Annotated in this window: 14 protein-coding genes; 6 read left to right on the plus strand and 8 right to left on the minus strand. The window is 72.9% G+C overall.

Features of this window, described 5'->3' with window-relative positions:
- Nucleotides 1-79: 79 nt before the first annotated feature.
- From cydB to OG589_RS05235, 3 genes are all read right to left on the minus strand, one after another.
- Nucleotides 80-1,081 carry a cytochrome d ubiquinol oxidase subunit II gene (gene cydB, locus OG589_RS05225; RefSeq protein WP_405146644.1) on the minus strand — a complete coding sequence of 334 codons (1,002 nt, stop codon included), beginning with the start codon at nt 1,079-1,081 and terminating at the stop codon, nt 80-82.
- Between the two features lie 9 nt (nt 1,082-1,090).
- Nucleotides 1,091-2,530 (minus strand): cytochrome ubiquinol oxidase subunit I, encoded by a 1,440-nt coding sequence (locus OG589_RS05230; protein ID WP_405146646.1) that lies wholly within the window; start codon nt 2,528-2,530, stop codon nt 1,091-1,093.
- 306 nt (nt 2,531-2,836) lie between these two features.
- The gene (locus OG589_RS05235; protein WP_405146648.1) at nt 2,837-3,841 is read right to left on the minus strand and encodes a polysaccharide deacetylase family protein; all 1,005 of its coding nucleotides are present in this window, start codon (nt 3,839-3,841) and stop codon (nt 2,837-2,839) included.
- 296 nt (nt 3,842-4,137) lie between these two features.
- Between OG589_RS05235 and OG589_RS05240 the strand changes: the two genes are divergently transcribed.
- The 3 genes from OG589_RS05240 to OG589_RS05250 are packed head-to-tail and all read left to right on the plus strand — an operon-like array spanning nt 4,138 to nt 6,891.
- On the plus strand, nt 4,138-4,857 hold the full coding sequence (locus tag OG589_RS05240) for a Crp/Fnr family transcriptional regulator (protein WP_405146650.1): 720 nt from the start codon (nt 4,138-4,140) through the stop codon (nt 4,855-4,857).
- Between the two features lie 55 nt (nt 4,858-4,912).
- Entirely contained in the window at nt 4,913-5,647 is a 735-nt protein-coding gene (locus OG589_RS05245; RefSeq protein ID WP_405146652.1) for a hypothetical protein, read from the plus strand.
- A gap of 11 nt (nt 5,648-5,658) precedes the next feature.
- Entirely contained in the window at nt 5,659-6,891 is a 1,233-nt protein-coding gene (locus OG589_RS05250; protein ID WP_405146654.1) for a tetratricopeptide repeat protein, read from the plus strand.
- 70 nt (nt 6,892-6,961) lie between these two features.
- Here the strand turns inward: OG589_RS05250 and OG589_RS05255 are convergent, their stop codons facing one another.
- From OG589_RS05255 to OG589_RS05270, 4 genes are read right to left on the minus strand one after another with little or no spacing between them, the layout of a single operon-like run.
- The gene (locus OG589_RS05255) at nt 6,962-8,422 is read right to left on the minus strand and encodes a hypothetical protein (protein WP_405146656.1); all 1,461 of its coding nucleotides are present in this window, start codon (nt 8,420-8,422) and stop codon (nt 6,962-6,964) included.
- Nucleotide 8,423: 1 nt separating this feature from the next.
- Entirely contained in the window at nt 8,424-9,950 is a 1,527-nt protein-coding gene (locus OG589_RS05260; protein WP_405146658.1) for a hypothetical protein, read from the minus strand.
- A gap of 2 nt (nt 9,951-9,952) precedes the next feature.
- Complete coding sequence (locus tag OG589_RS05265) at nt 9,953-13,360, minus strand: hypothetical protein (protein ID WP_405146660.1); 3,408 nt, start codon at nt 13,358-13,360, stop codon at nt 9,953-9,955.
- On the minus strand, nt 13,360-15,924 hold the full coding sequence (locus tag OG589_RS05270) for a dynamin family protein (RefSeq protein ID WP_405146662.1): 2,565 nt from the start codon (nt 15,922-15,924) through the stop codon (nt 13,360-13,362). The genes OG589_RS05265 and OG589_RS05270 overlap by 1 nt, the downstream gene beginning before the upstream one ends.
- 231 nt (nt 15,925-16,155) lie before the next feature.
- Here OG589_RS05270 and OG589_RS05275 point away from each other — a divergent pair, with 231 nt between their 5' ends.
- Genes OG589_RS05275 through OG589_RS05285 form a run of 3 tightly spaced genes read left to right on the plus strand, consistent with a single transcriptional unit; the run spans nt 16,156 to nt 19,118 of the window.
- Nucleotides 16,156-17,397 carry a hypothetical protein gene (locus OG589_RS05275; RefSeq protein WP_405146664.1) on the plus strand — a complete coding sequence of 414 codons (1,242 nt, stop codon included), beginning with the start codon at nt 16,156-16,158 and terminating at the stop codon, nt 17,395-17,397.
- A complete protein-coding gene (locus OG589_RS05280) occupies nt 17,388-18,626 on the plus strand; it encodes a protein phosphatase 2C domain-containing protein (RefSeq protein WP_405146666.1) in 1,239 nt (412 codons plus the stop codon). Before OG589_RS05275 ends, OG589_RS05280 begins: the two co-directional genes overlap by 10 nt.
- A 6-nt stretch (nt 18,627-18,632) precedes the next feature.
- Nucleotides 18,633-19,118, plus strand: a complete 486-nt coding sequence (locus tag OG589_RS05285; protein ID WP_405146668.1) for a hypothetical protein — start codon at nt 18,633-18,635, stop codon at nt 19,116-19,118.
- 34 nt (nt 19,119-19,152) lie between these two features.
- On the opposite strand, the gene OG589_RS05290 is transcribed toward OG589_RS05285, so the two are convergent.
- Complete coding sequence (locus OG589_RS05290) at nt 19,153-22,050, minus strand: BTAD domain-containing putative transcriptional regulator (RefSeq protein WP_405146670.1); 2,898 nt, start codon at nt 22,048-22,050, stop codon at nt 19,153-19,155.
- Nucleotides 22,051-22,082 lie beyond the last annotated feature (32 nt).

Consider the following 22,082-nt stretch of genomic DNA (forward strand, 5'->3'; position numbering starts at 1 on the left):
GACCCTTCGAGCGACGAGGGTGCGGCTCCTCCTGCCCGCACCCGCCCGTCCTGGGCGCCGCCCGCGGCCACCCGGCGGCTCAGGCGGTGACGCGCCTGCGGAAGACCCAGTACGTCCAGCCCTGGTAGGCCAGCACGAACGGCAGCGCGATCAGCCCGATCCAGGTGAGGATGCCGAGCGTGTACGGGCCGGAGGCCGCCTCGGCCACGGTGAGGCCCGGCAGCGGCGCCCGCCACAGCGTTCCGAACAGCGTGGCGGTGACCAGCACGATGGACGCGGCGGTGGCGGTGAACGCCCAGCCCTCACGGCGGCGCCAGATCAGCGCGACGGCGGCGGCCAGGGCGGTCATGGCGGCCAGGGCCGCCACCCACAGCAGCGGATGCGAGGTCCAGCCCGCGTCCGCCGTGCCCATCACGCGCGCCACGCCCGCCTTCCCGGCCTGGTAAGCCGGGCCGGCCGCCTCGTTCGGGCCCGCCTGGCCCGCCGAGGGGAGCCCGGGGAGCGCCACGACGGCGATCGGCAGGGCGGCCACCGCCACCGCCAGCGCGGCGCGGCGTGCCCTGGCGCGGAGCGGCCCCGCCGTCTTCAGGGCGACGAACACCGCGCCGTGCAGCACCGCCAGCGCCAGCGAGAGGGCTCCGCCCAGCACGGTCGCCGCGGTGGTGCCGTACAGCAGGTTCCCGAAGATCGCCCCCCACAGGAACGCGGTCAGCACGCTGCCGGTCACGATGCCCGCGTCGCACAGGACGCGTTCCCGCGCGGTCACCTTGCCGCGCCATTCGAGGGCCACGCCCCGCACGATCAGCCCGATCAGGACCATGACCAGCGGCAGGTAGAACCCGCTGAGCAGCCCTGAGTACCAGACCGGGAAGGCCGCGAACATGGCGCCCACGGCCGTGATCAGCCAGACCTCGTTGCCGTCCCAGACCGGGCCGATGGTCGCGAGCATCTGCTTGCGCTCGCCCTCGTCGCGGGAGAGCACGGGCAGCAGCGCGCCGACGCCGAAGTCGAAGCCTTCGAGCACGAAGTAGCCGGTCCACAGGAAGGCGATGACCAGGAACCAGACGGTGGTGAGCTCCATGGCGGTCTCCTAGTACATCAGGGTCGGCGCGAGGCGGGCCGCCTCGGTGTCCAGGTCGTCCGGGCGGCGGGGCTCGGCGGATGGCTCGGCGGGCTCGGGTCCCGCCTTGACGTGCCGCATCAGCAGCCTCGCCTCGGCCAGCGCCAGCACCCCGTACAGGACCGTGAAGATCGACAGGGAGATCGCCACCTCGCCCAGGCTCACCCCCGGCGAGACGCTCGCCGCGGTGAGCAGCTCGCCCTGGACGGTCCAGGGCTGCCGCCCGATCTCGCTGAGCAGCCAGCCGGCGACCATCGCGAGGGTGGGCAGCGGGAGCGCCAGCAGGCAGGCCCTGGCGAACCACTCCGGTGTCGAGCGGCGCCGCCGGGTCAGCCAGAGCCCGAGGACCGACAGCCCCACGGTGGTGACCCCGAACCCGATCATGACCCGGAACGACCAGAACACGACCGGCACGTTCGGCTGGTAGTCGCCGGGGCCGAACTGCCTCTCGTACCGCTTCTGGATGTCGTCGATGCCCTGGACCTCGGCGTTCGGGTCGTGGGCTGCCAGCAGGCTGAGCACCTTCGGCACCTCCAGGCCCGGCACGGGCGAGAACGGCGCCCCGTTCACGTCGTGGCGCAGCCCCTCGGCGGCGGCCAGCTTCATGGGCTGCTGCTCGCGCAGGAGCTGCCCCGACAGGTCGCCGCTCCCCGCCGCGACCGCTCCGGCGATCGCCGTCATGACCAGCGCGGCGCGAAGGCTCGTCCGCCACATGGCGGGGTCGCGGGTGGCGGCCCGCCCACGCGCCGCCCGGGTGAGGGGGACGGTGGCCTCCCCGCCGAGGCGCCGCTCCCGCAGGATCCGGTAGCCGCTCACCGCGATGACGAAGCCTCCCGCGACGATGAAGGCCGCCGCGATCACATGCGGGACCTGGGCAGTGGCCGTCGAGTTGGTCAGCACGGCCCACAGGTCGGTCATCCTGGCCCGCCCGTCGACCACCTCGTAGCCCACCGGGTGCTTCATCCAGGCGTTCGCCGCGAGGATGAAGTACGCCGACAGGTTGGACCCGATGGCGGCGGCCCAGATGCACGCCAGGTGGATCCGCTTGGGCAGCCGCTCCCAGCCGAAGATCCACAGACCGAGGAACGTCGACTCCAGGAAGAACGCGAGCAGCGCCTCCATCGCCAGCGGCGCCCCGAACACGTCGCCGACGAACGTGGAGTACTCACTCCAGTTCATCCCGAACTGGAACTCCTGGACGATGCCCGTGACCACGCCCATCGCGAAGTTGATCAGGAACAGCTTCCCGAAGAACTTCGTCAGCCTGAGGTAGTGCTCCTTGCCCGTGCGGTGCCAGGCCGTCTGCAGCCCGGCGACGAAGACCCCGAGGCCGATCGTCAGGGGTACGAAGAGAAAGTGGTACACGGTGGTGACCCCGAACTGCCACCGCGCCAGGTCCAATGCGTCCATGTTCCCCTCACGGGCCAGGAGCTCTACACGTCGTAGTTCTACTTAAAGTAGTACTACAGCGCGTAGAGCAAATGAGGCGGGAGGGTGCCGCGAGTCATGCGATCTTCGTCACACCGGCCCGGCGGTCCCCCCTACAGGCCCACCGGCGACCGGCCCCCACTCGCGGCACCCCGGTCCCCCCGCGGAACCGACAATGCTCGCCGGGGTGTCCCGGTCACAAGGGGCTCGTGCCCCGTCCTCCCGGGATGGACCCCGGGTCTCCCCGGCGGCATGTCCAATGGTCCGCTCCCGGCCGCGTCCGGCGCGTCACCCCACGGGCTGATCCGCGGGTACACCGCCGGAGGGAGCCGGAGGCAGGATCCCGGCCGCTCTGAGGTAGGCGTCCAGGTTGCCGAGCTCGAAGCCCCGCCGTTCGATCTTGTCGAGCAGGACGCGGAAGTCCCTGGCCAGATCGGCCCGGAAGTGCAGCAGCAGGATGTCGCCGGGGTGGAGCTTCTTGTCGGGCGTCTGGTAGGAGATCTTGCCGCCCGGCTGGACGCTGGCCGTCCACAGCAGCAGGGCCGACAGGTCGCACGCCTTGACGGCCCGCAGGGTGCTGTCGTTGAAGTTGCCGAACGGCGGCCGGAAGAGCGCGGGGCGGCGCCCGATCTCCTTGGCGATGACCTTGGCGGAGCCGCAGATCTCGGCCTTCTGCGCCTCGTACCCGAGCCCCCACAGGTTCGGGTGGGTGAGCGTGTGGTCCTCGATGGGCACGCCCAGGTCGCGCAGCTCGCGGAAGTAGGACCACTTGCCCGCGCCCACGTAGTGCCCGCCGGCGGCGCCGGGGTCGGGCACGCCCCTGGCCTCCACCGCGTCACGCATGGCGAACACGGTGATCGGGACCGCGCGCTGCCTGACCAGCTCGACGAACCCGGGATCCTGCTCCCAGCCGTCGTCGATGGTGAGGAAGACGACCTTGCGCCTGGTCGGGACGGCGGTCACCACCGCGGGCCGTCCGGCGCGCTTCCGTACGCGCTCCACCTCGCCCGGCCTCGGCAGCGCCCCTGTCTGAGCCGGCCCTGCCTCCGCCGCCCCCGCCGAGGACGACGGGCCGGGAGTCGCGTCAGGGGAAGGGGAGGGGGAGCCCGCGTACGGGGAGGCCGCCGGAGTCGCGCCGGGCGGGACGGTCGCGGAGCGCGGCGGGAGGGCCCGCGCGGCGTCCGGTACGGAGGGGAGGACGGTGCCGCTCGCGGAACACATGCCGGCGAGCCCGACCCCGATCGCGACGCGTAACGCCTTCCGTCCCCAGATCATGGTGAGCCATCTTGCCATCGCGATGATCCCTTGCCGCAACCCACCGGTCACCGCCGTCACCCAGCCGCAAGGTCTTCGCAAGGAGCCCCGCCCATAGTTGAAAGCGCAAACGAGATCGCGGCACCCGGAGCGCGCCGGAACAGACATCGCGCTCCGGTGAGGACGGCTACCAGCTCCCCGGATCGTCGTGGAGACGGCGTTCCTCATCGCCGGACAGCTCGGGGGGGTCCGGGCTTCAACCATCCGGCCGTGAGCCGGCCGTCATCACATTTGGGAGGATCACTATGAACGGCCCCGAACCCGGGCGGCGCCGTGTGATTCGCAAGGTAGGCAAGTGGCCGCGCGGCAGCCTCCTCGGCGGCCTCGGCGAGGCCGCGAGGGAGGAACTGCTCGGGCTCGGCCGCCCCCGGCAGTTCACCACGGGCGAGACGCTGATCCTGGAGGGGGACAGGTCCACCGAGGTCTTCCTCCTCGTGGACGCCTGCGTCAAGGTCACGGCGAACACCGAGAGCGGCAAGGTCGCGCTGCTGGGCATACGCGTCGGCGGCGACCTGGTGGGGGAGTTCGCCGCCCTCGACGGGCACCCCCGCGCGGCCACCGTCACCGCGGCGGGCCCCTGCCTGGTGCAGCTCATCTCCCAGGAGACCTTCGTGGCGTTTCTCAGCCGTTGCCCCGAGGCCTCGCTCGCCGTCAACCGGGCGGTGGTCAACAAGGTGCGCTGGACCACCCGCCGCCGGGTCGAGTACGGCACGTTCTCGACCCTCACGCGGCTGTCCCGCGTCATCGTCGAGCTGGCGTGGTCGTACGGCGAGCCGGTCGGGGAGGGCATCATGATCGGCGTCGCGTTCACGCAGCCGGAGCTCGCCGCGCTCGTGGGGGCCGCCGACCCGACCGTGCACAAGGCCCTGACCGTGCTGCGGAGGGCCGGGGTCGTCGGCACGGGCTACCGCCGCATCGTCGTCCACGACATCCGCAGGCTCCAGAGCTTCGCAGGACTGGGCGAGAACCCGTTGGATTATGAGGTTCCGGCGTGACGGGGCGGCGATGCTGGGTGAACTCCAGCACCGCCTCGTCCGAAGGAGCGAACCGGTGAACGACCTGAGCGGAGAAGTCCGTCGGCTGTGCATAGGCCTCGACGTCGAGAAGTACAGCCGGCGGTCCGATCCAGAGCAGAAGGAGATCCAGCGCCGTCTCGTCGAGGTCATCGCCCAGACGAGCAAGGAGGCGGGCCTCGACCGGCTCTACGTCGCCGAGCGCGGCACGTACGCCGAGTCGGAGGCCGCGACCGTGATGTTCCGCCAGGAACAGGGCGACGGGCTGCTCCTGCTGCTGCCTTCCGGTGTGAGTGAGGCACGGGTCATCGCCGGGTTCGTCAGCGAGTTGCGCATCGCGCTCCGGCAGCACAACCGCCATCTCGGCAAGGACGCGCCCGTGCGGCTGCGGCTGCGCGTCGCGTTCCACCAGGGCCCGACGCAGGTGGGGGACAGCGGGTTCGTCGGCAGGGCCGTGAACATGGTCTGCCGCCTGCGTGACAGCGACGAGCTGCGGGCCGCGCTGGAGGAGCACCCGGACGCCGACCTGGCGATCGCCGTGTCGGCGCAGTTGTTCGAGGACGTCATCGAGCACGAGTACCGCGACCTGAGGAAGCAGCTTTTCCACCAGGTCACCGTGCGCTCGAAGGACGTCGTCACCGAGGCGTGGATCAGCGTGCCGGACGCCGGTCAGGGCGGGCGCGACCGGCCCCGCCCGATCCGCGCCACCCCCTCGCGGGCACGCGAGCATCCCGGCGCACTCGGGCGCATCGTCAACATCGACGAGTACTGACGGGAGCGGCGGTGGACGGCGAAGAGGTCAAGAACGGAGCCGGATCGCTGATCGCCGTCGCGGGCCTGGCCGTCGTACGGGCGCTGCACGCGCACCGGGCGTCACTCAAACGCAGGGAGAAGCTCGCGGAGTCGCAGCCGCGCCAGTACAGCGAGTCGCTCAACGCGGCGATCCGGCACCACTCCAACGGCATGCACGCCGAGGCCCTGCGCCGGTACGGCGAGCTGCTGCGGTTGTCACCGAACGACCCGGTGGTCCTGACGAACGCCGCGCAGATCTGGATCGACCACGGCGTGAGCCTCCACGACGCGGCGCTTGCCCTCGACCTGGCCGCCGCGGCGGCGGCCGACCCCGCCACGCGGGCCGGCGTGAGACTCCAGCGCGCGCGGCTCGACCTGTCGTCCGGTCGCTACTCCAGGGCGGCGGCCGAGCTGACCACGCTGGTCACCGAGTTCTCCGATCCCCGCGTCGATCCGGCGCACACGGCGTGGTACCTGCTCGGCACCTGCCTGGCGGAGATGGGCGACGACGCGGGTGCCCAGAGGGCGTTCCGCACCGTGCTGGCCCACCGGCCGCTGGCGGTCCACGCGTGGACCGCCCTGGCCCGCCTGGTGGCCGAGACCGACCGGCCGGGCGCGTACGCGCTGCTCGAACACGGGCAGGGCCTGATCGCCCCGTCCGGCCAGGGAGACCTCACCGCACGGCAGTCGGCCTGCACCCTGCTGGTGGAGGCGGCGCTCATCGCCCTCGGCCCGCCCCAGGACCACGCCCAGGCGCGGGGGTTTCTCGACAGGGCCGCGCGGGTCTGCCCGGAGAGCCCCTACCCGCCGGTCAACCAGGCGGTGATCGACGACGAGCTCCACGATCTCGAAAGGTTCCGGCGCCACATCTGGGAGGCGGTCTCCAAGATCCCCCGTACGGATCAGCGCCTCATCGCGCACATGGTGAGCGGGGCGTACTCCAGCGAGTACGGCAACCTGACGCTGACCGCCCTCGGGCAGGCCCGCCTCATCGACACGGCCGAGCTGCGCCGCCGCCTCGCGGCCTGGGAGCACCAGCGCACGGAGCGGGAACGGTCCATCGTCGGCCGGCACAACCACTACTACAACAGCATCGTCACCAGGGACGGCGCCGCCATCTCGGGAGTCGCCATCGGCCTCGGCGGCGCGCCGCAGGCCGGCCGTGAACAGAAGGGGAGCCCGATGCCGGGAGACTCCGGCGACGGCGACGGGGGGACGTCGTGAGCGCGAGGGAAGCGCAGGAGAGGATCGACGACCTGCTCCACGACGACGGGGTGTGGCCGCCGGGGGCCGTTCACTCGGGGAGCGCGTCCGAGAGCTCGCAGACCACCTCGCCGGCCAGGGGGAGCGCCGCACGCGCGCAGAGCCGGGCACGCCGCTGGACGCCGTCCCCCGGGCCGGAAGCCGATCCTCCGCTCCCGGAGACCGGGGCCGCCAGCACCGTCTCGCAGCGCCGCCCGATCAGCGAACAGGCGCGTAGCAACTGCCTGGCCGTCGCGATGGCGTAGACCGTCTCGGGTTCGGCGCGGAGTGGAGCGGTGAGCCGTCCGAGCAGCGGCAGGATCATCGAGTAGTCCCCGTGACGGGCCATCGACCGTGAGCTGAGGACGATGATCGCCTCTCTGGGCCAGGCGGGCGGAAGGCGCAGGACGCTCGCCGTCCGCAGCCGTACCCAGGCGCGGCGGGTGGCGGGGTCGGACCCGCGCGGGTCCACCCCGTCCACCACGAGCGTGACACGGTCGGGGCCGAGGATCTCCAGGGCCTGCCGGAGCCACGCCGCGAGGTCGCCCAGCCGTCGCGGGGGCGCGGGTGCCGTCAGGTCCGCGTCCGACACCACGGCGAGGAAGCCGTGCGCGCCCTCCAGTTCGGCCGCGACCGCCGCCGCGCGCGCGTCGTCGCCCGCGTCGGGCACCGGGACGACGATCAGGGACGTCGCGTGCGCGACGTGCTCGTGTCCGAACGGGCCCGCGGGAACCTCCAGGCGCGGCGGACGGACGGGTCGCGTGGACAGGGTGCTTCGCGGGGACATGCGGCTGTGTGCGGACATGGTGCTTCCCGCGGACATGGTGCTTCGCGTGGACATGGTGCTTCGCGTGGACATGATGCTTCGCGGGACCACGCCGTAGGCCGCCGCGCGCTCGTACAGCCGGGCACGCCGCCGCAGGGCCTCACCGGCCGGCCCCGCCCCGTGGTACTCGGCGGTGAACGGCTCGTCGGCGGCGCTCGCGTCCGATGGCGGGCCGAACGGTGGGCCCGATGGCGGGCGCGGCAGGCCTGGTGGTGGGCTCGATGGTGGACGCGGTGGCAGGCCCGGCGGCGCCCCCGTGGCGGCCGCCGGGCGTCGCCGGAGATGGACGAGGAGGTCGTTCAGCGTTCCGGCCTCCTCGTCCCCGAGCACCAGGCGCGGGCCGGCGCCCGCCGGGGCGATCTCCAGAGGCAGGGCCGGCGTCACGCCGGTCTCCAGCGCGGCGCCCAGGGCTCCGGCCTCCCGTCGTGCGGCGGCGCCCAGGGCTCCGTCCTCCGGGAGCGCGGCACTGACCAGGGCCCTGATCAGGCGGCCGTCCTCGTCGCGTGCCGCCCACATGGCGACCACGCGGAACCCGAAGCCGCCCGAGGCGAGGGCGTCCCCGGTCACGGCCGTCACGTCGTCGAGCAGCCTCGGCGTCAGCAGGCCGCAGGTCAGAGCCGTGGGGAGCCCGGCCAGAATCCTGGCCGAGCTCTCCCTGCGCCGCAGGACCTCCCGTACGGCGTGCACCTCACGTGCTCTTCACGTAGACCACGCGCGCCAGGGAGGGCCTGCCGGAGGGCGGCTCGGGGTCGGCGACCCTGAGCACCCACACCACCTTGCCCTCGAAGGACGGGGACGTGCCCGCTCTGCTCGCGCTCACCGAGGGGTCGCCGTCGTCGACCCGCTGGGTGGTGACCAGGGTCCTGAACGTGCTCCCCTGGAGGCTCGGGTTGCAGTCGCCGCCGCGGGGGTGCGCGAGGAGGCCGTCGGACAGCAGGGCGGTGCGCCGGTCCCACCAGCTTCGCCGATGGGGGAGCGGGAGCGGCACGAGGCCGCGGAGTGCCTCGTCCAGGGCCAGGAGCCGGCGGAACTCCGGAACCGGTTCCGGCGAGTCGCCGTCCAGGTTCGTCAGGCGGGTGCGCATGTTGGACAGGTACAGGTTGAGGTTGCTCCCGCTCGCCTCCTCCAGTCCCTTGGTCACGACGTCGAAGCCGTGCCAGAGCCCCTGGTCGTGGCCCGCGAGCCAGCAGGCCTGACGTGCCATGTCGACCAGGTGCGCAAGGTCGCGTTTCGCCAGGGAGCGCCGGAGGTCGTCCCAGGTCGAGGCGTCGGAGCTCGTCGACAGGTCGGGGCCCGGGTAGCCGATGACCTCCAGCGCCGGAGGCAGGTCAGGAGGCTCATCGGGCGGAGTGGCCTGGGGAACGGCGGCGCCCGTCGCGGCCGCGTGGTCGCGGGCGGCGGACCCCACCGCCTCCCAGGCACGCCCGCGCCAGAGGTCCGCCACCTCGGGCGCCAGCCGCAGCGCGAGCATGTGGACGCGCTCCCAGGTGACCGCGGCCCGTTCGCGCGGGCTCCCTGCCGAGGGCACCTGGTAGGGGACGGCATGGGGCGAGACGTCCCTGTCCCCGGACATGCGCGTCAGGACATCGGCGAGAGCCTCGGCGGTCATCGCGTCCAGGTCCCCGACGACCGGCCGCCGAGCCTCCCTCACGGCTTCTATGGGCGACGCCTTCCCAACGGCTTCGAGGGGTGACGCCTTCGCCGGCGCCGGCTCCGTCAGGTCGCCGGGGCTCACGTCCACTCCGCCACCCTCGGTCCCCTCGCCGGGCGGTACCGGCGGTACGGGCGGTACGGTCGCGACGGCGCCGTCCCGCGCGTCCGTCGCCTCCGCCTGCCCGACGACAGGCGCCTCCGGGCCGTCCGCCTCCTCGCCCTCGGCGGTATCGCCCGCGGGCTCTTCTCCCGTCACGTGCTCCGCTGCCTCGTGCAGGTCGGCCGTCGAGGTGTCCCCGGCCCGGCCGGACGGCCGGGCGGGTCCGGCCGTCCTGGTCCTGAGCAGCCTCTCCAGGCCGTCGCGCGCCGCCACGCAGGCGTCGGCGGCGGCCGGGTCGGTGGAATGGATGCGCATGCCCGTCCCGGTGAGCGCGACGACGAGCTCCTCAAGCCTCCCGCGGACCTCGCCCTCCTCCGGGAGCAGCGCGAGGAGCAGCCGGAGGGCGTCGTCCAGCGTCCGCTCAGAACCGGCGGCCGTTCCCGCCGTGGTGTCCGTCGCCATGGTCAGTGCCTTCCGGTGAAGGGATCACGGTCCGGCTCCAGCTCCGAGACGCCCCTGTCCATCGTGACCTTGTAGACCGAGCCGCTGTGCCGCTCCACGTCGCGCAGGCTCTCCGCCTTCCAGAACGGCGGCTCGCCCCGGTGGAGGCGCAGCCGCCCGCGCACGTCCAGCGTCGCCACGTACCGGGCGGTGGGCTCGACCGGCCCCGGCGCGCGCAGCGGGGCGAGCTCGTCGCGGTTCCCGTCGGGGCGCCGCAGGAAGAACTGGTAGTAGCCGCTCTGCGGAGGAGAGGGGAGGGGGGCGGACACGCGCCCGAGCACGTAGCCGCTGTCCAGCGCGTCGTTCTCGTGGAAGAACCTGTCGAAGTACGCGCTCACCTTCTGCCCGTCGGGGGACCACGCGGGGAAGATCTCCCGGGTCTCCACCTCCGTGCCGTCCTCCTCGACCACCGAGACCATGAGCGGCGCCGGTAGCTCGCGGAGCCGCCTCTCGTGGTCGTCCCACGTGCGGGGGTCCAGCTCGGAGCGCAGGTCGACGAACTCCCCTTCGTCGGCGCTCACGTGGTAGTGCGCCTCCCCCTGGCACAGGTAGAGGTACGGGATCAGGTTCTGGTCCACCTCGAAGAGGGTCTTGATCCTGGACTCCTGGAGGCCGTCCGAGCTGGGCAGGAAGACCTTCGGATCGGGGCGGAACCCCTCCTCCTGACGGGTGCCGAAGTTGAACACCCCCCACTGGATGGTCTCGGCCTTCCCGATGGGGCGGTGGACCTCGTGGAGGGGGAGCAGCGGCTGCCACGTGGTGTCGCGGGCGGCGATGGTGCCTTCGGCGTCCACCTCGCGCATCGCGTGGCCGGCCGCCAGCAGGGGGATGGTGTTCCTTCCGTAGCCCTGGAGCTGGAACGCGCAGGGAAGCGTGTAGAAGAGGTTGTCCACCGCGATCTGGACGTGGGTGCGTCCTCTGGCCAGCTCCGGCTCCGCCCCGGTCAGGCCCATGTTGCGCAGGTACACCGACTGGGCCCAGCAGGCTCCGAGCGACGCGGCGGCCTTGGCGTAGTCGGCCTCGACGATGACCGCGGCGGGGTTCCACGTGAGCAGGCGCTCCTGCTCGTCGTTCCCCTCGTTGCCGGGCAGTTCGTCGATGACGACCTCGCGCATCAGGGGCATCGTGCTGGTCTGGCCCGACAGCATGACCCGGTCGAGCCGCTCGTCGGAGCTCTTCGGGAAGCTCTCCTCGACGAGCCAGCGGCCCATGCCCACGGCCTGGCTGAGGATCTGACGGGCGAGCCGGGTGAACTCGCCGAGGTCGAGGGCGACGCTCTCCTTGGGAAGGAGGTCCACCAGCCTCGTCTGGGCGCCCGCGTTGTCCTGGTCGATGGCGTTCAGCATGCTCTGCACGTCGTCCAGGGGGACGGGGTAGGTCTCCTCCGTCCACCGGCCCATCTCGATCTTCGTCTGCTCCGCCAGCTTCCACAGGAGGTGGAAGGCCTGCTTCTGTGGTGACTTCGCGTCCTTGGCCCAGTGAGTGGGCAGCGCGTCGCGGAGCACGTCGGCGATCTCGCGCGGCGCGGGCAAGGACGCGTCCGACATCGCGACGAGCTTGGCGAGCGCGCTCCTCCCGCTCTCCTGGCCGCGCCCGGCGATCTTCTGGGCGAGCGCCCGCCGCTCGGTCTCGAACCCGTCCCCGTTGATCAGCGCGTCCAGGACGGCCGCCTTGAGCCAGTAGAAGACGCGCAGGGTGAGGTAGTCGCCGCCCAGTTGGAGGTGGCCGGTGGAGTTCACCACCTCGGGCCTGATCACGTAGTAGCGGCCCTGGACGAGCGGGTCGACGTTCTCGATGGCCCTCGTGTGGTCGATCACCGTCAGCCGGATCAGCGCGATGTCGGTGGTGCCCGCGCCGACGTCGATCACCAGCATGTTCTGCCGCCAGGTGGGCGGGTCGTCGCCGATCCTGCGGGAGCGGGAGATCAGCGCCTCGGTGCCCAGCTCGCCCCGGTCGGTGCCGAAGTCGCGCATCAGGAAGAACAGCCCGGCCGCGACGCCCTCGTCGAAGCTGGTGATGACCTGGGGCATGTCCAGCGTCTTCCTGATGAGCCGCTGCAGCCGCTCCCGCGCACCGGGCGGCGTGGTCGTCGGGTAGGTGACGACCACGCTGGTGAGCATGGCCGGCGGGTCCTCCTCGCCGTCCGGCCTGGCGAACACCTCCGTACGCTCGATCAGCTCGGCGTAGACGGCGGCGATCAGGTCGTCGGTCGTCGCGCCCCGCCCGCCCCGTCCCGTGATGCCGTCCCCGAGGAGCTCCGGCTTGATCAGGTCGGACTTGAGCCCCCGCCTGACCTCCGGCCCGTCCACCCCGAGTGCGATCCGCACGGGGCTGGGATCGACGATCTCCACGGTGCTGGGCAGGATCTCGGGCCGCCTCTTGCCCGGGTCCAGCTCGACCTGGCGCAGCGACAGCTCGAACAGGTTCGGTACGAGGAAGGCGCTGTCGTAGGCGTCGAGCAGGCGGGGGGCGAGCCACGCCGCGAGCGTCTCGCCCGACTCCACCAGGCACTCGTCCAGAGCCAGGCACACAGTGTCCAGCAGCGCGTCGGTGAGCGTGTCCGGGTCGCGGCCGACCGCCACCGCCTGCCTGAGCTCCGCCGCGAGCGCGGTGAGGTCGCGTGGAGCGCGCTCGCCGAGGGTCTCCGCGACCGACGCGACGAGCTTGGCCAGCAGGTCGCGCCACTGCCCGGCGAGGTGCTCCGGCGGGCAGTCCCGCAGCAGGCCGGCGAGCTTCTCCCGCAGTTGCCTCGCCTGCTGGGGGTCCAGGGGCAGCCGCTGCGGGCGCCGGCTGTCGAGGATCGTCACGGTGGCGGAGGACGTGCCGAAGTCCACCGCCGCGACTCCCTGGTAGTAGGGCTCCTTCAGCTCCCGGATCGGGAAGGGGACGTCCTGCCACTCGGGATCGAGCGGGGGCCCCGGCGGCGGAGGCGGCGGGGTGCCGGGGGCGGCGAACAGCACGCGTACGGGCCGCTCGTCGTAGGCGGCGACCCCGGAGGTGTCGGTGAAGGTGTACCGCCATTTCACCGACGCCCGCACCGGCCACTCCGGCGCGCTCGGGCCGGACGCGACCCGGCTGACCGGCAGCCGCAGCCCCTCCGCCAGCACCTTCCTGGACACGACCCACCCGCGGGACTGCGAGGCGGCATGGTTCCACATCGCGGCCAGCTCGTGGTCGCGGCGGCCGTCGCCGTCCGGCACCACCCGGACCTCCTGCACCTCCACCTGCGGCATGCCGGGAACGGTGGTGAGCACCGCGCCGGGAAGCAGGTAGTCCCCGTCCCGCTCGTAGAGGTGGAAGGTGAGCGGCGCGGTCTCCTGCACGTGGAGGGCGTGCTCGGCGGGCGTCTCGAATACGAGGTTCAGCAGCATCACGCCACTCCCCACTCTCTGATCAGCTTCATCAGCGGCGACTCGTCGCCCGGCGTGGCGTCGGCGGCCTCTCCGGCGGCCTCGCCCGGCTGCGGCTCGGCAGGGAACATCAGGTTCACGTGTGCTCGTCCGGGGATGCGTTCGTACAGGTACTCAAGGTCCTGGCGGAGCTCGGCGTGCACCCGCGTGATGCGCGTGGTGATGGCCTCGGTGGCGGCGTCCGCGACGCTCAGGGCCATCGCCCGCCTGAGCCTGAACAGGTAGATCTGGTGCCGGGCGAGCTTCTGCTCCCAGTCGTTCCTGCCTTCCGGCACGCGCGGGTGCCAGGGGAGCGCCCTGTCGACGTACACCGGAAGGCGCTCGCCGGCCGGGTCCTGGACGTCCGTGCCGTCCTGCGGGCCGCGCGCGTCCTCCGGGTCCGCGCCGACGTCCTCGCCCTCCTCGGGGGAGGCGAGCCAGGAGACCTCGGTGAGCATGTCCAGCACCTGGTCGACGTTGTCGCCGACGCGGTGGGCGATCCTCGGCAGGCCCACGTCCAGCAGTCGCTGGACCTCGTCGTCGAGGAACCGCTCCCGCAGGGGGGCGAGGCGCGCGTTCTGGGCGTCCAGCCACTCGCCGAGGATCGCGGAGAGCCGCGCGTGCCCGTTCTTGACGGCGTCCGCGTACGTGGTGGCGAACGGTTCCACGAAGGCGGCCGTGGTGTCGTCTCCCTGAGCGGCCTTGGCGCGCAGCAGGCGGTCGGCGCGGGACCGCTGCTGCTCCTGGTTCTTGCGGACGAATCCGCCCTGCGCCCGCCGGAGGATCTCCTGCCACTGGGGCCAGCACATCGTCTCGGTGACCGCGGCCTCGCGCACCGCCTGGACCAGGGGCACTCCGTCGGCGTCCCGCACGGTCAGCGGGTTGCGGAACTCGCCGACCGCCCTGAGCAGCTCGCCGTGGTGCCGCCGCAGCTCGGTGAACAGGGCGCCGACGCGCTCGCGTGCGGCGGCGCTCCCGCCCGGGGGCGGCTGGCCTGACGCGGTGACGAAGCGCTTCAGCTTGGGCAGCTCGTCGCCGATGAGCCGTTCCAGCCGCCGCATCGCGCGCAGCTTGTTGGCCAGACCGTGGGTGCGGGCGTGGTCCTCGATCAGGTCGCGCAGCGAGGCGAAGCCGCCGTCCTCGGCCAGGGCCTCAAGCGCCCGTCCCCACACGTTCCCCGGCTGCGTGCCGAGCACCCGGGCCGCGAGGTCCTTCCAGGCCGCCGCGCGGGCCGGTGCCTCCTCGACGGCCGCAGCCACCTTCGCCATCTCCTGGCCCCTGAACGTCGCGGGCAGGTCGCACAGGCTCATCGCCACGGCGGAGGACACCAGGCGCACCCGCCCGGCCTGCTTCTGGACCAGGTCGGGCGCCCGGACGCACAGTCCCCGCAGGTTCTGCGACTCCTGCCACAGGTCTTCCATGGTCACGTGCGTCCGGTCCCCCGGCAGGTCGGGCGGGGTGATCCGGTCGAAGCGGTTGCCGACGGCGAGGACGGAGTCCCGCAGCTCGGCGGGCTTGCGGCCGTGCCTCTCCAGCATGTTGTAGAAGCGGTCGGGCACCTCGGTCTCGGGGGTGGGCGCGTCGATGACGGTGATGATGGTGTGGATGTCCCGCAGCTCGCTCTCGCTGAGGAACGCGTCGCGCTTGGCGGACCGGTCGGCGGCGAGCCCGGGGAAGTCGAGCAGCACGACCTCGTTCTGGTCGCGCAGCCCGTCGAGCGCCCACACGCGCGGGTCGACCCGCACGGTGTAGGCCACCCGGCGTATCAGCGGGAACGTCAGGCGCAGGTCCTCCTGGCGCTGCTCGACGTCGCGCCTGCCCATACCCGGCCTGACGTCGCGCTCGGGGTAGGACTCGGGGACGCCGTCGCTCGCGCCGAGGTCGATCGCCCTGTCGATGTGGTCCTTGGACACGTGCACCGTCTCGCCGAGCAGCGCCTCGGCGCTGAGGTGCGCGTCGCGTAGCGTCAGCAGCTCCTGCGCCGTCTTACGAAGGGTGGGATTTACGTGCTTTTCTCCCCATAGGTGTTTCTGGCACCATCTTTCGAACTTTATCCAGCCCTGATCAATGGGGTTGTAGCCATCGAGCGGCGCGACCTCGTCCGCCGCGATGATTTTGTCGGTCTCGTGGACCAGTTGGCCCATGATTTCGCCGACGCAATTGATCAATTGCTGCCGGCTGAGATAGTGGACGCCGACCGTGCCCTCGACGTGGGTGCGCTGGCCCGGCCTCGCCGCGAGCAGCGTGAGGGCCGTGACGTTCCCCGTCGTCGGGCGCTGCTCGGTCGGCAGCAGGTCCGGCTTGCCGAGCAGCGTGCCCAGCATCATGGACTTCCCCACGCTGAACTGCCCGACCACGCCGATCGTCACCGGGTTCTTGGCCAGGTTGATCTGATCGACGACCAGTTGCTCCACCCGTTCCCGAAGGCTCGAGACACCGGGCTCGTCGGGGAACGGGTGGGAGCTCAGAGCGCTGTGCAGCCGCTCCGCTTTCTCGCGGAGCCGGGCGATCTCCCGTAGCACCCCGGTGTTCTCCTCATCGGCCACCACATTCCTCCTCCGTGACGGATCAGCCGTGCCGCGAGCGTAAAAGCATCTCTTCTCGCGAAAACCATCAATGGATGAGATTTCCGACTTGGTTTCCGTGTTTCACTGGCCAACCGGATCAACTGGAGAGACAACGCTATGAGGGCTATATCGGCGAGTGGCGCCCAAATCGCGAAAGCGTTGGGGGAACTCGCCCAAGAACCGGAACTCGGACCCCGGGCACCGGAGCTGGTGTCCCTGGGTCTCGCTCTCGTGGAGGACGCCCAGGCGGCCGGCGACTGGGTCGAGATGGACCTGCTGGCGACCTTCGCCCGGCCGGACGCCATCCTGCCCGCCTCACGCCACCCCCGGCTCGGGCTCGTCCTGTCCGTCGCCACCTCCGGGCTGGTCTTCGTCCCCGTCCTGCTGACCTGGTTCGGCCTCGCCTCGGCGGTCGCCGCGTACGGCCGGATGCTGGACTCGGCGGCCGGCCGCGCCGCCGCGGGGGGACGGACCTTCCTCGACCTGTGGCAGTCCGGCTTCCACGGTGAGCTGAACCCGCTCCTCGACCTCTCCCACGTCGCGGGCTACACGCTGACCGCCCTCGGCCTGCTGCTGCTCTTCAACCTGGTGGGCACCTGGCTCGCCCGCGCGGACGAGCGCGCCGCCGGGCGCCGGCGAGCCGAGTTGCTCTCCCGGCTCGTTCCCGTGCTCACCCGGGCCCAGATGCTGCTCAACCGGCGCAGGCTGGCCTCGCCGGCCCGGTTCGCGGCCGAACTGTCCAGGGCGGCGGCCGTGCTCGGGGGCATCTTCGACCAGGCGGCGCTCGTGCAGGAGAGCATGGCGGGGCTGTCGGGACGCAACATCGTGGTCTCCGAGCGCCTGCACGCGGCCATCGGCGAGCTGGGCACGACGGTGACCCGGCTGCGGGACACGGGCGCCGAGGTGGCGGGCGCGACGTCCTCCATGCGGGAGGCCGCCACCACGCTGGCCGAGGAGGTCACCGAGCGCGCCGCCCGGGCCGCCGTACGGCTGGACGCCGCCGCCGACAGCGCCGCGTCCGGACTGAAGGAGTCGCGGGAGGCGGGGGAGAGGCTCCTCGCGGCCGTCACGGAGCGGATCGACGCCACGCTGGCGGGCCTCGGCGACCGCATCACCGGGGCGACGGACGACCTGGCCAGGGCGGGGAGCGGCTTCGCCGAGGCGATCCGGGCGTCGGCGGGAGAGGCCGCGCGGGACGTCGGGCAGACCTACCAGGAGGCCGTGGCGGCGGCCGCGGTCACCCTGACGGAGAAGATGGCCGGCATCGGCGAGGAGCTCACCCGGGTGGTCGCGGACGTCAATGTGTCCGTGACCCGGCAGATCATGGCGGCGGAGGCGGCCGAGGCCGCCCGCGACCGCCACGCCGCCGTGCTGGAGCAGGCGGTGACCGCGCTGTGCGCCGGCGAGCACGCCGGCGACGGACAGGACAAGGGGCGCAGGGAATGGCCATAGACGGGCTCGTCACTCTGATCGCGATCGCCGCCTTCTTGGCCTCGCTGAGCTGGGCGCTCGCCGCGCACGCGCGCCTGCGGCCGGCACGCCAGGAGCTCCGCGGCCACCAGGCCGAGCTGCGGCGGGCGAGGGCGGACCTCGATCGCGGCCAGGAGGAACTGCGCCGCCTCCAGCCCGTGGCGGAGGAGCTCAGGCACGCGCGGCAGGAGCTGGGACGTGCCAACGAGGGCCTGCGGCGGGCGCGCGAGGAGCTCGCCCGCCGGCCCTCCGTGGAGTACGTCGAGAAGGAGGTCCAAGTGGAGCGGCAGGAGCCGGAGGTGCCGATCGGCTCCTACGGGGACGGGCGGAAGGCCGAGCACCTTCTCGACCCGCAGGTCCTGCCGGACGTGCCCGACTCCGTCCCCGACAGCGTGGCGGACGGGGCGCGGCTCGGCGGCCTGGTGGTGCGGGGCGCCTCCGTGCGCGGCGACGCCGCCCGTACGGACGGCAAGGTGCGGCGCCAGACGATGGCGCTGGCCGTGATCGACACCTTCCAGCCGCCCGTCCTGCTGACGGCCGTCGCGGCGGGCCGCAGGGGAAGCCGCTACTCGCAGGTCGGCGCCGCGCAGGCCTGCCGGAGCATCCAGTACAGGCTCGCCGACCGGGCGCCCGAGATCCAGGACGCCTGGCAGGACCTGATCAAGGGGGACGACGACGCGGGCCCCCGGCTGGCTGAGTCGCTGCGCGGCACCCTGGCCGCGCTGGAGGATCCGCTCAAGGAGGCGGCGCGGGCGCGCGCGCTCGGCGGCGACCAGCTCGCGACCGAGCTGACATGCGTGCTCACCCGGCTGGGGGACGCGTCGAGCAGGCACCACCTGGTGTTCGGGGTGGGCCCCGGCTCCGTCCTGGCCCTGGGCGCGGACGGGCGGTGGGACACGGTGTTCCCGGACGGCGAGCAGGCGGGCGAGGGGGCCGCGCTGTTCCCGCCGGCACCGGACCCCGTCCGCTGGACCGGCTTCCAGACCGGGCCCGGCCAGGCGATCGTCGTCTGCGCGGGAAGCACGGCCGGGTTCCTGGAGCGGGGCCAGGTCCGCGATCTCGTGACGGCGGAGTGGACGCGCAGGCCGCCGCCCCTCACGCGGCTGATGTGGCAGCTCAACACCCCCGACCAGAAGTACAGGGATGATCGGACCGCCGTCGGCCTGTGGGAGCTGGACCTCAAGGCGTCCGCCCCCCGGACGGAGGGGTGAGGCGCCGTGTGGCGGCGGCCCGGCACCGCGATGGCCCCGATGGCCATCGCGGGATGGCTGTTCGCCGACCTTCTCGCCGGATTCGTGCTCATCGTGCTGGGCTCCCAGCCCGCCGCCGTGGCCGACCGGCCGGTCACCCCCGTGCCCACCCCGGTGACGAGCGGGAGCAGGCCCGCCCCCACTCCCTCCGCGCGGCCCGTGGGCCTGTCCCGGGCCCCCATCAGGCTGACGGTCACCGGCACGGGCACCGCGCGGGTACGGAGTGAGGTCCGAAGGGCCACGGGGGGACGGCTCACCGGCCGGCGGGCCGGCCTGGTGATGACGTTCGGCGCCGGAAGCCCGGAGGCGGGCACCAGGCTCGCGGAGAAGGTGAACCGCGGCCTGAGGGCGGCCTTCCCCGGACTGTTGAAGGGAGCCGTCGTCCGCGCCTACCACGACCAGGGCCTGCCGGGCGGCGAGGCCACCGTGGAGATCTACCTCTTCACGCGGTGAGCGCGGAACTTCACGTGGTGAGCGCGGAAACGGTTCAGAAGCGGTCGAGGCGGAGCACCGTCCGGTGGTCCTTGTCGCCGGGGGTGCTGACGATGAGACGGCGGGCCATCGCGGTGGCGTCCTCCTTGGTGAGGCTCGCCCCCATCGCCGTCGCCTCCTCGTACGCCTCCGGGGTGAGGGTGGCGCGCACGACGGCCACGTTGCGCGGGCCGTCGAGCGGGTCCATGAGCTGGGGTGAGTAGCCCACGCGGGAGCCGATGGCCGACACCGCGCCGAGCAGCACGGCGCCCTCCATCGCCCGGCCCGCCATGCCGAGCGCCCCTGCCAGCACGTGCGCGCAAGCCAGCCACGAGGTCATGTCCTCGGTGCGGTCGAGGTGCACCACCAGCCGCGCCGACTGCTGCACGGCACGGTCCGCGTCGCCGAGGTCCATGGCGACCTTCGCGCCGATCCAGCCGGAGGAGCAGTACGCCCAGTCGTGGCCGCACGCCTCGGCGATGTCGGCCGCCTGGACGAGCTGCCCGGCGGCGAGCGCGGGATCCCCGGCGACGCGGGTGATCTGCCCGCGCACCATCATCAGCTCGGCCTCCACCCAGGGCAGGCCCGCCGCGCGTACGTGCTTCCACCCCTCGGACAGGGCGAGCTGCGCCTGGCTGGGGTTGCCGCTGAGCTGCAGGAAGTACCCCCTGTACGGCAGGGCGCGCGCCATGACCTCGATGTCGCCGGTCGCCTCGGCCTGGCGCAGCGCGACCTCCACGTCGTCGTTGGCGGTGATCGGGTCACCGGCGAGGTAGCGCAGCAGCGCCCGCCCGATCAGGGCCTGTCCCCGGCCGGGGTGGTCGGCGCCCGCGCACTCCAGGGCCTTGGACAGCCACCCGATGCCCTCGTGCACGTTCCCCGCCCGGTACCAGTGCCAGGCCAGCGCCGTGGAGATGCGCAGCGCGGAGTCCCCGTCGCCGCTCGCCAGAGCGTGGCCGAGCGCGGTGCGCATGTTCGCCTGCTCGTACCGGAGCCGTCGCATCCACAGCTCGCCGTCGAACGTACGGAGCCGGCGGTCGGCGGTCTCGGCCAGCTCGACCGCCCAGGCGACGTGCCGGTTCGCCCAGCCGGGCCGCTCGCCGGTGGGAAGGGCGCGCATCGCGTACCGCCGGATGGTCTCCAGCATGCGGTAGCGGCGGGGCGTGCCCGCGCCGTCCACGGTGACGAGCGACTTGGAGACCAGCGCGCTCAGCCGGGGCAGCACGGGCGGCCGGTCGTCCAGCCGCTCTGCGGCCTCCAGGTCGAACCCGCCCTCGAACACGCTGAGGCAGCCGAGGAGCCGCCGCTCGGCCGGGTCGAGCAGCCGCACGCTCGACTCGATGGCGGCCTCCAGGCTGCGATGGCGGGCCGGGGCGGTGCGCGAGCCGCCCGCGAGCAGCGCGAACCGGTCGTTGAGCCCCTCTTCGATCTGCTGGAGCGACAGGACGCGCGTCTGGGCGGCCGCCAGTTCGATCGCGAGGGGCAGGCCGTCCAGCTCCCGGCAGATCCGGGAGATCAGCTCGCGCTCGGCGTGCCGGGGACGCCAGCCGGGGCGCACCGCCCGGGATCGTTCCACGAAGAGCTCGGCACCCGTGCCGTCGGGGTCCAGCGGCGGCAGGTCCCAGGTGGCCTCTCCGGCGATCGACAGCCGCTCCCTGCTCGTGGCCAGCAGCCGCAGGCCGGGGCACCGGGTCAGCAGGTCCTCCGCGAGACACGCCACGGCGTCCACCAGGTGCTCGCAGTTGTCCAGCACGAGGAGCGTCTCGCGGTCGCCGATCGAGGCCGCGAGGTCGTCCGCGCTCTTGGTGATGGCCGTCCCCATCGCCGCGCCGATCGTGCCGGGGAGCAGCGCCTCGTCGGCCACGTCGGCGAGCATGGCCAGCCACGGCCCCTCGCCCTCGGCCTGGTCGGTGTGCTGGTGGGCGACCTCGAGGGCCATGCGGGTCTTGCCCGTGCCGCCTGCGCCGGTGATCGTCACCAGCCGGTGGGTCGCGAGGAGCCCTCGCACCGTGCTCACCGCGCCCTCGCCCCCGATGAGGCGGGTCAGTGGCGCGGGAAGGCGCGGACGCGGGGCCTCCCGCTGCTCGACCGGCTCGGCGAGCACCGCGGTCTCCCGGGGACGCTGCCAGTCCAGGCCGGGGTCCTGCTGGAGCACCGCGGCCTCCATGGCGCGCAGGGACGGTCCGGGGTCCACGCCCAGCTCGTCGATCAGCCGCTCGCGCGCCGTGCGCAGCGCGGCGAGCGCGTCGCCCTGGCGTCCCCCTCGGTACAGGGCTAGGGCCAGCAGCTCCCAGGAGCGCTCGGCGAGCGGGTGCTCGCGGACCAGCGTCTCCAGCTCGCCCACGGCGGGGACGGCCGTGCCCATGGCGAGCAGGGCCGCCGCGTGGTCCTGGCGCGCGGCCAGCCTCGCGTTCTCCAGCCGCGCGACCTCGGCCGTGGCCGCGTCGCTCTCGCCCAGGTCGACGTACGCGGGCCCGCGCCACAGCCCGAGCGCGGTCTCAAGACTCTCCGCCGCGGTGGCCGGGTCCTCGGCCAGCAGCCGGGCGCCGCGCTCGGCCAGCGCGGCGAAGCGCTCGGCGTCCACCGACTCGGGCCGGACGCGCAGCACGTACCCGGGGCCCTGGCGGTCGAGGATGCCGGTGGGCGCCCGCGACGGCCGGTCGGGTTCGAGGGACTTGCGGAGTTTGGTGACGTAGGAATACAGGCTGGCCATGACGCTGTTCGGAGCCTGCTCGCCCCAGACCGCCTCGACGATCCGCTCGGCGGTGACCACCTTGCCCTGGGCGATCAGAAGGGTCGCGACGACGGCCTTGACGCGGCTGCCGCCGAGGTCGAGTCGCTCCCCGTCGCGGCTCGCCGTGAGCGGGCCCAGGACAGAGAAGTAAAGCCCCGCCGTCTGAGCACCCACGGTCATCCGTCCCCTTGCGCGTCCGCCCCTCCGCAAGC

This window comes from Sphaerisporangium sp. NBC_01403 (genome assembly GCF_045040145.1).
Taxonomy (GTDB): domain Bacteria; phylum Actinomycetota; class Actinomycetes; order Streptosporangiales; family Streptosporangiaceae; genus Sphaerisporangium; species Sphaerisporangium viridialbum.

Coding starts and splice junctions, on each gene's coding strand:
- cydB (WP_405146644.1), bottom strand. CDS start 1,081: ATGGAGCTCACCACCGTCTGGTTCCTGGTCATCGCCTTCCTGTGGACC.
- OG589_RS05230 (WP_405146646.1), bottom strand. CDS start 2,530: ATGGACGCATTGGACCTGGCGCGGTGGCAGTTCGGGGTCACCACCGTG.
- OG589_RS05235 (WP_405146648.1), bottom strand. CDS start 3,841: ATGGCAAGATGGCTCACCATGATCTGGGGACGGAAGGCGTTACGCGTC.
- OG589_RS05260 (WP_405146658.1), bottom strand. CDS start 9,950: ATGGCGACGGACACCACGGCGGGAACGGCCGCCGGTTCTGAGCGGACG.
- OG589_RS05265 (WP_405146660.1), bottom strand. CDS start 13,360: ATGCTGCTGAACCTCGTATTCGAGACGCCCGCCGAGCACGCCCTCCAC.
- OG589_RS05280 (WP_405146666.1), top strand. CDS start 17,388: ATGGCCATAGACGGGCTCGTCACTCTGATCGCGATCGCCGCCTTCTTG.
- OG589_RS05290 (WP_405146670.1), bottom strand. CDS start 22,050: ATGACCGTGGGTGCTCAGACGGCGGGGCTTTACTTCTCTGTCCTGGGC.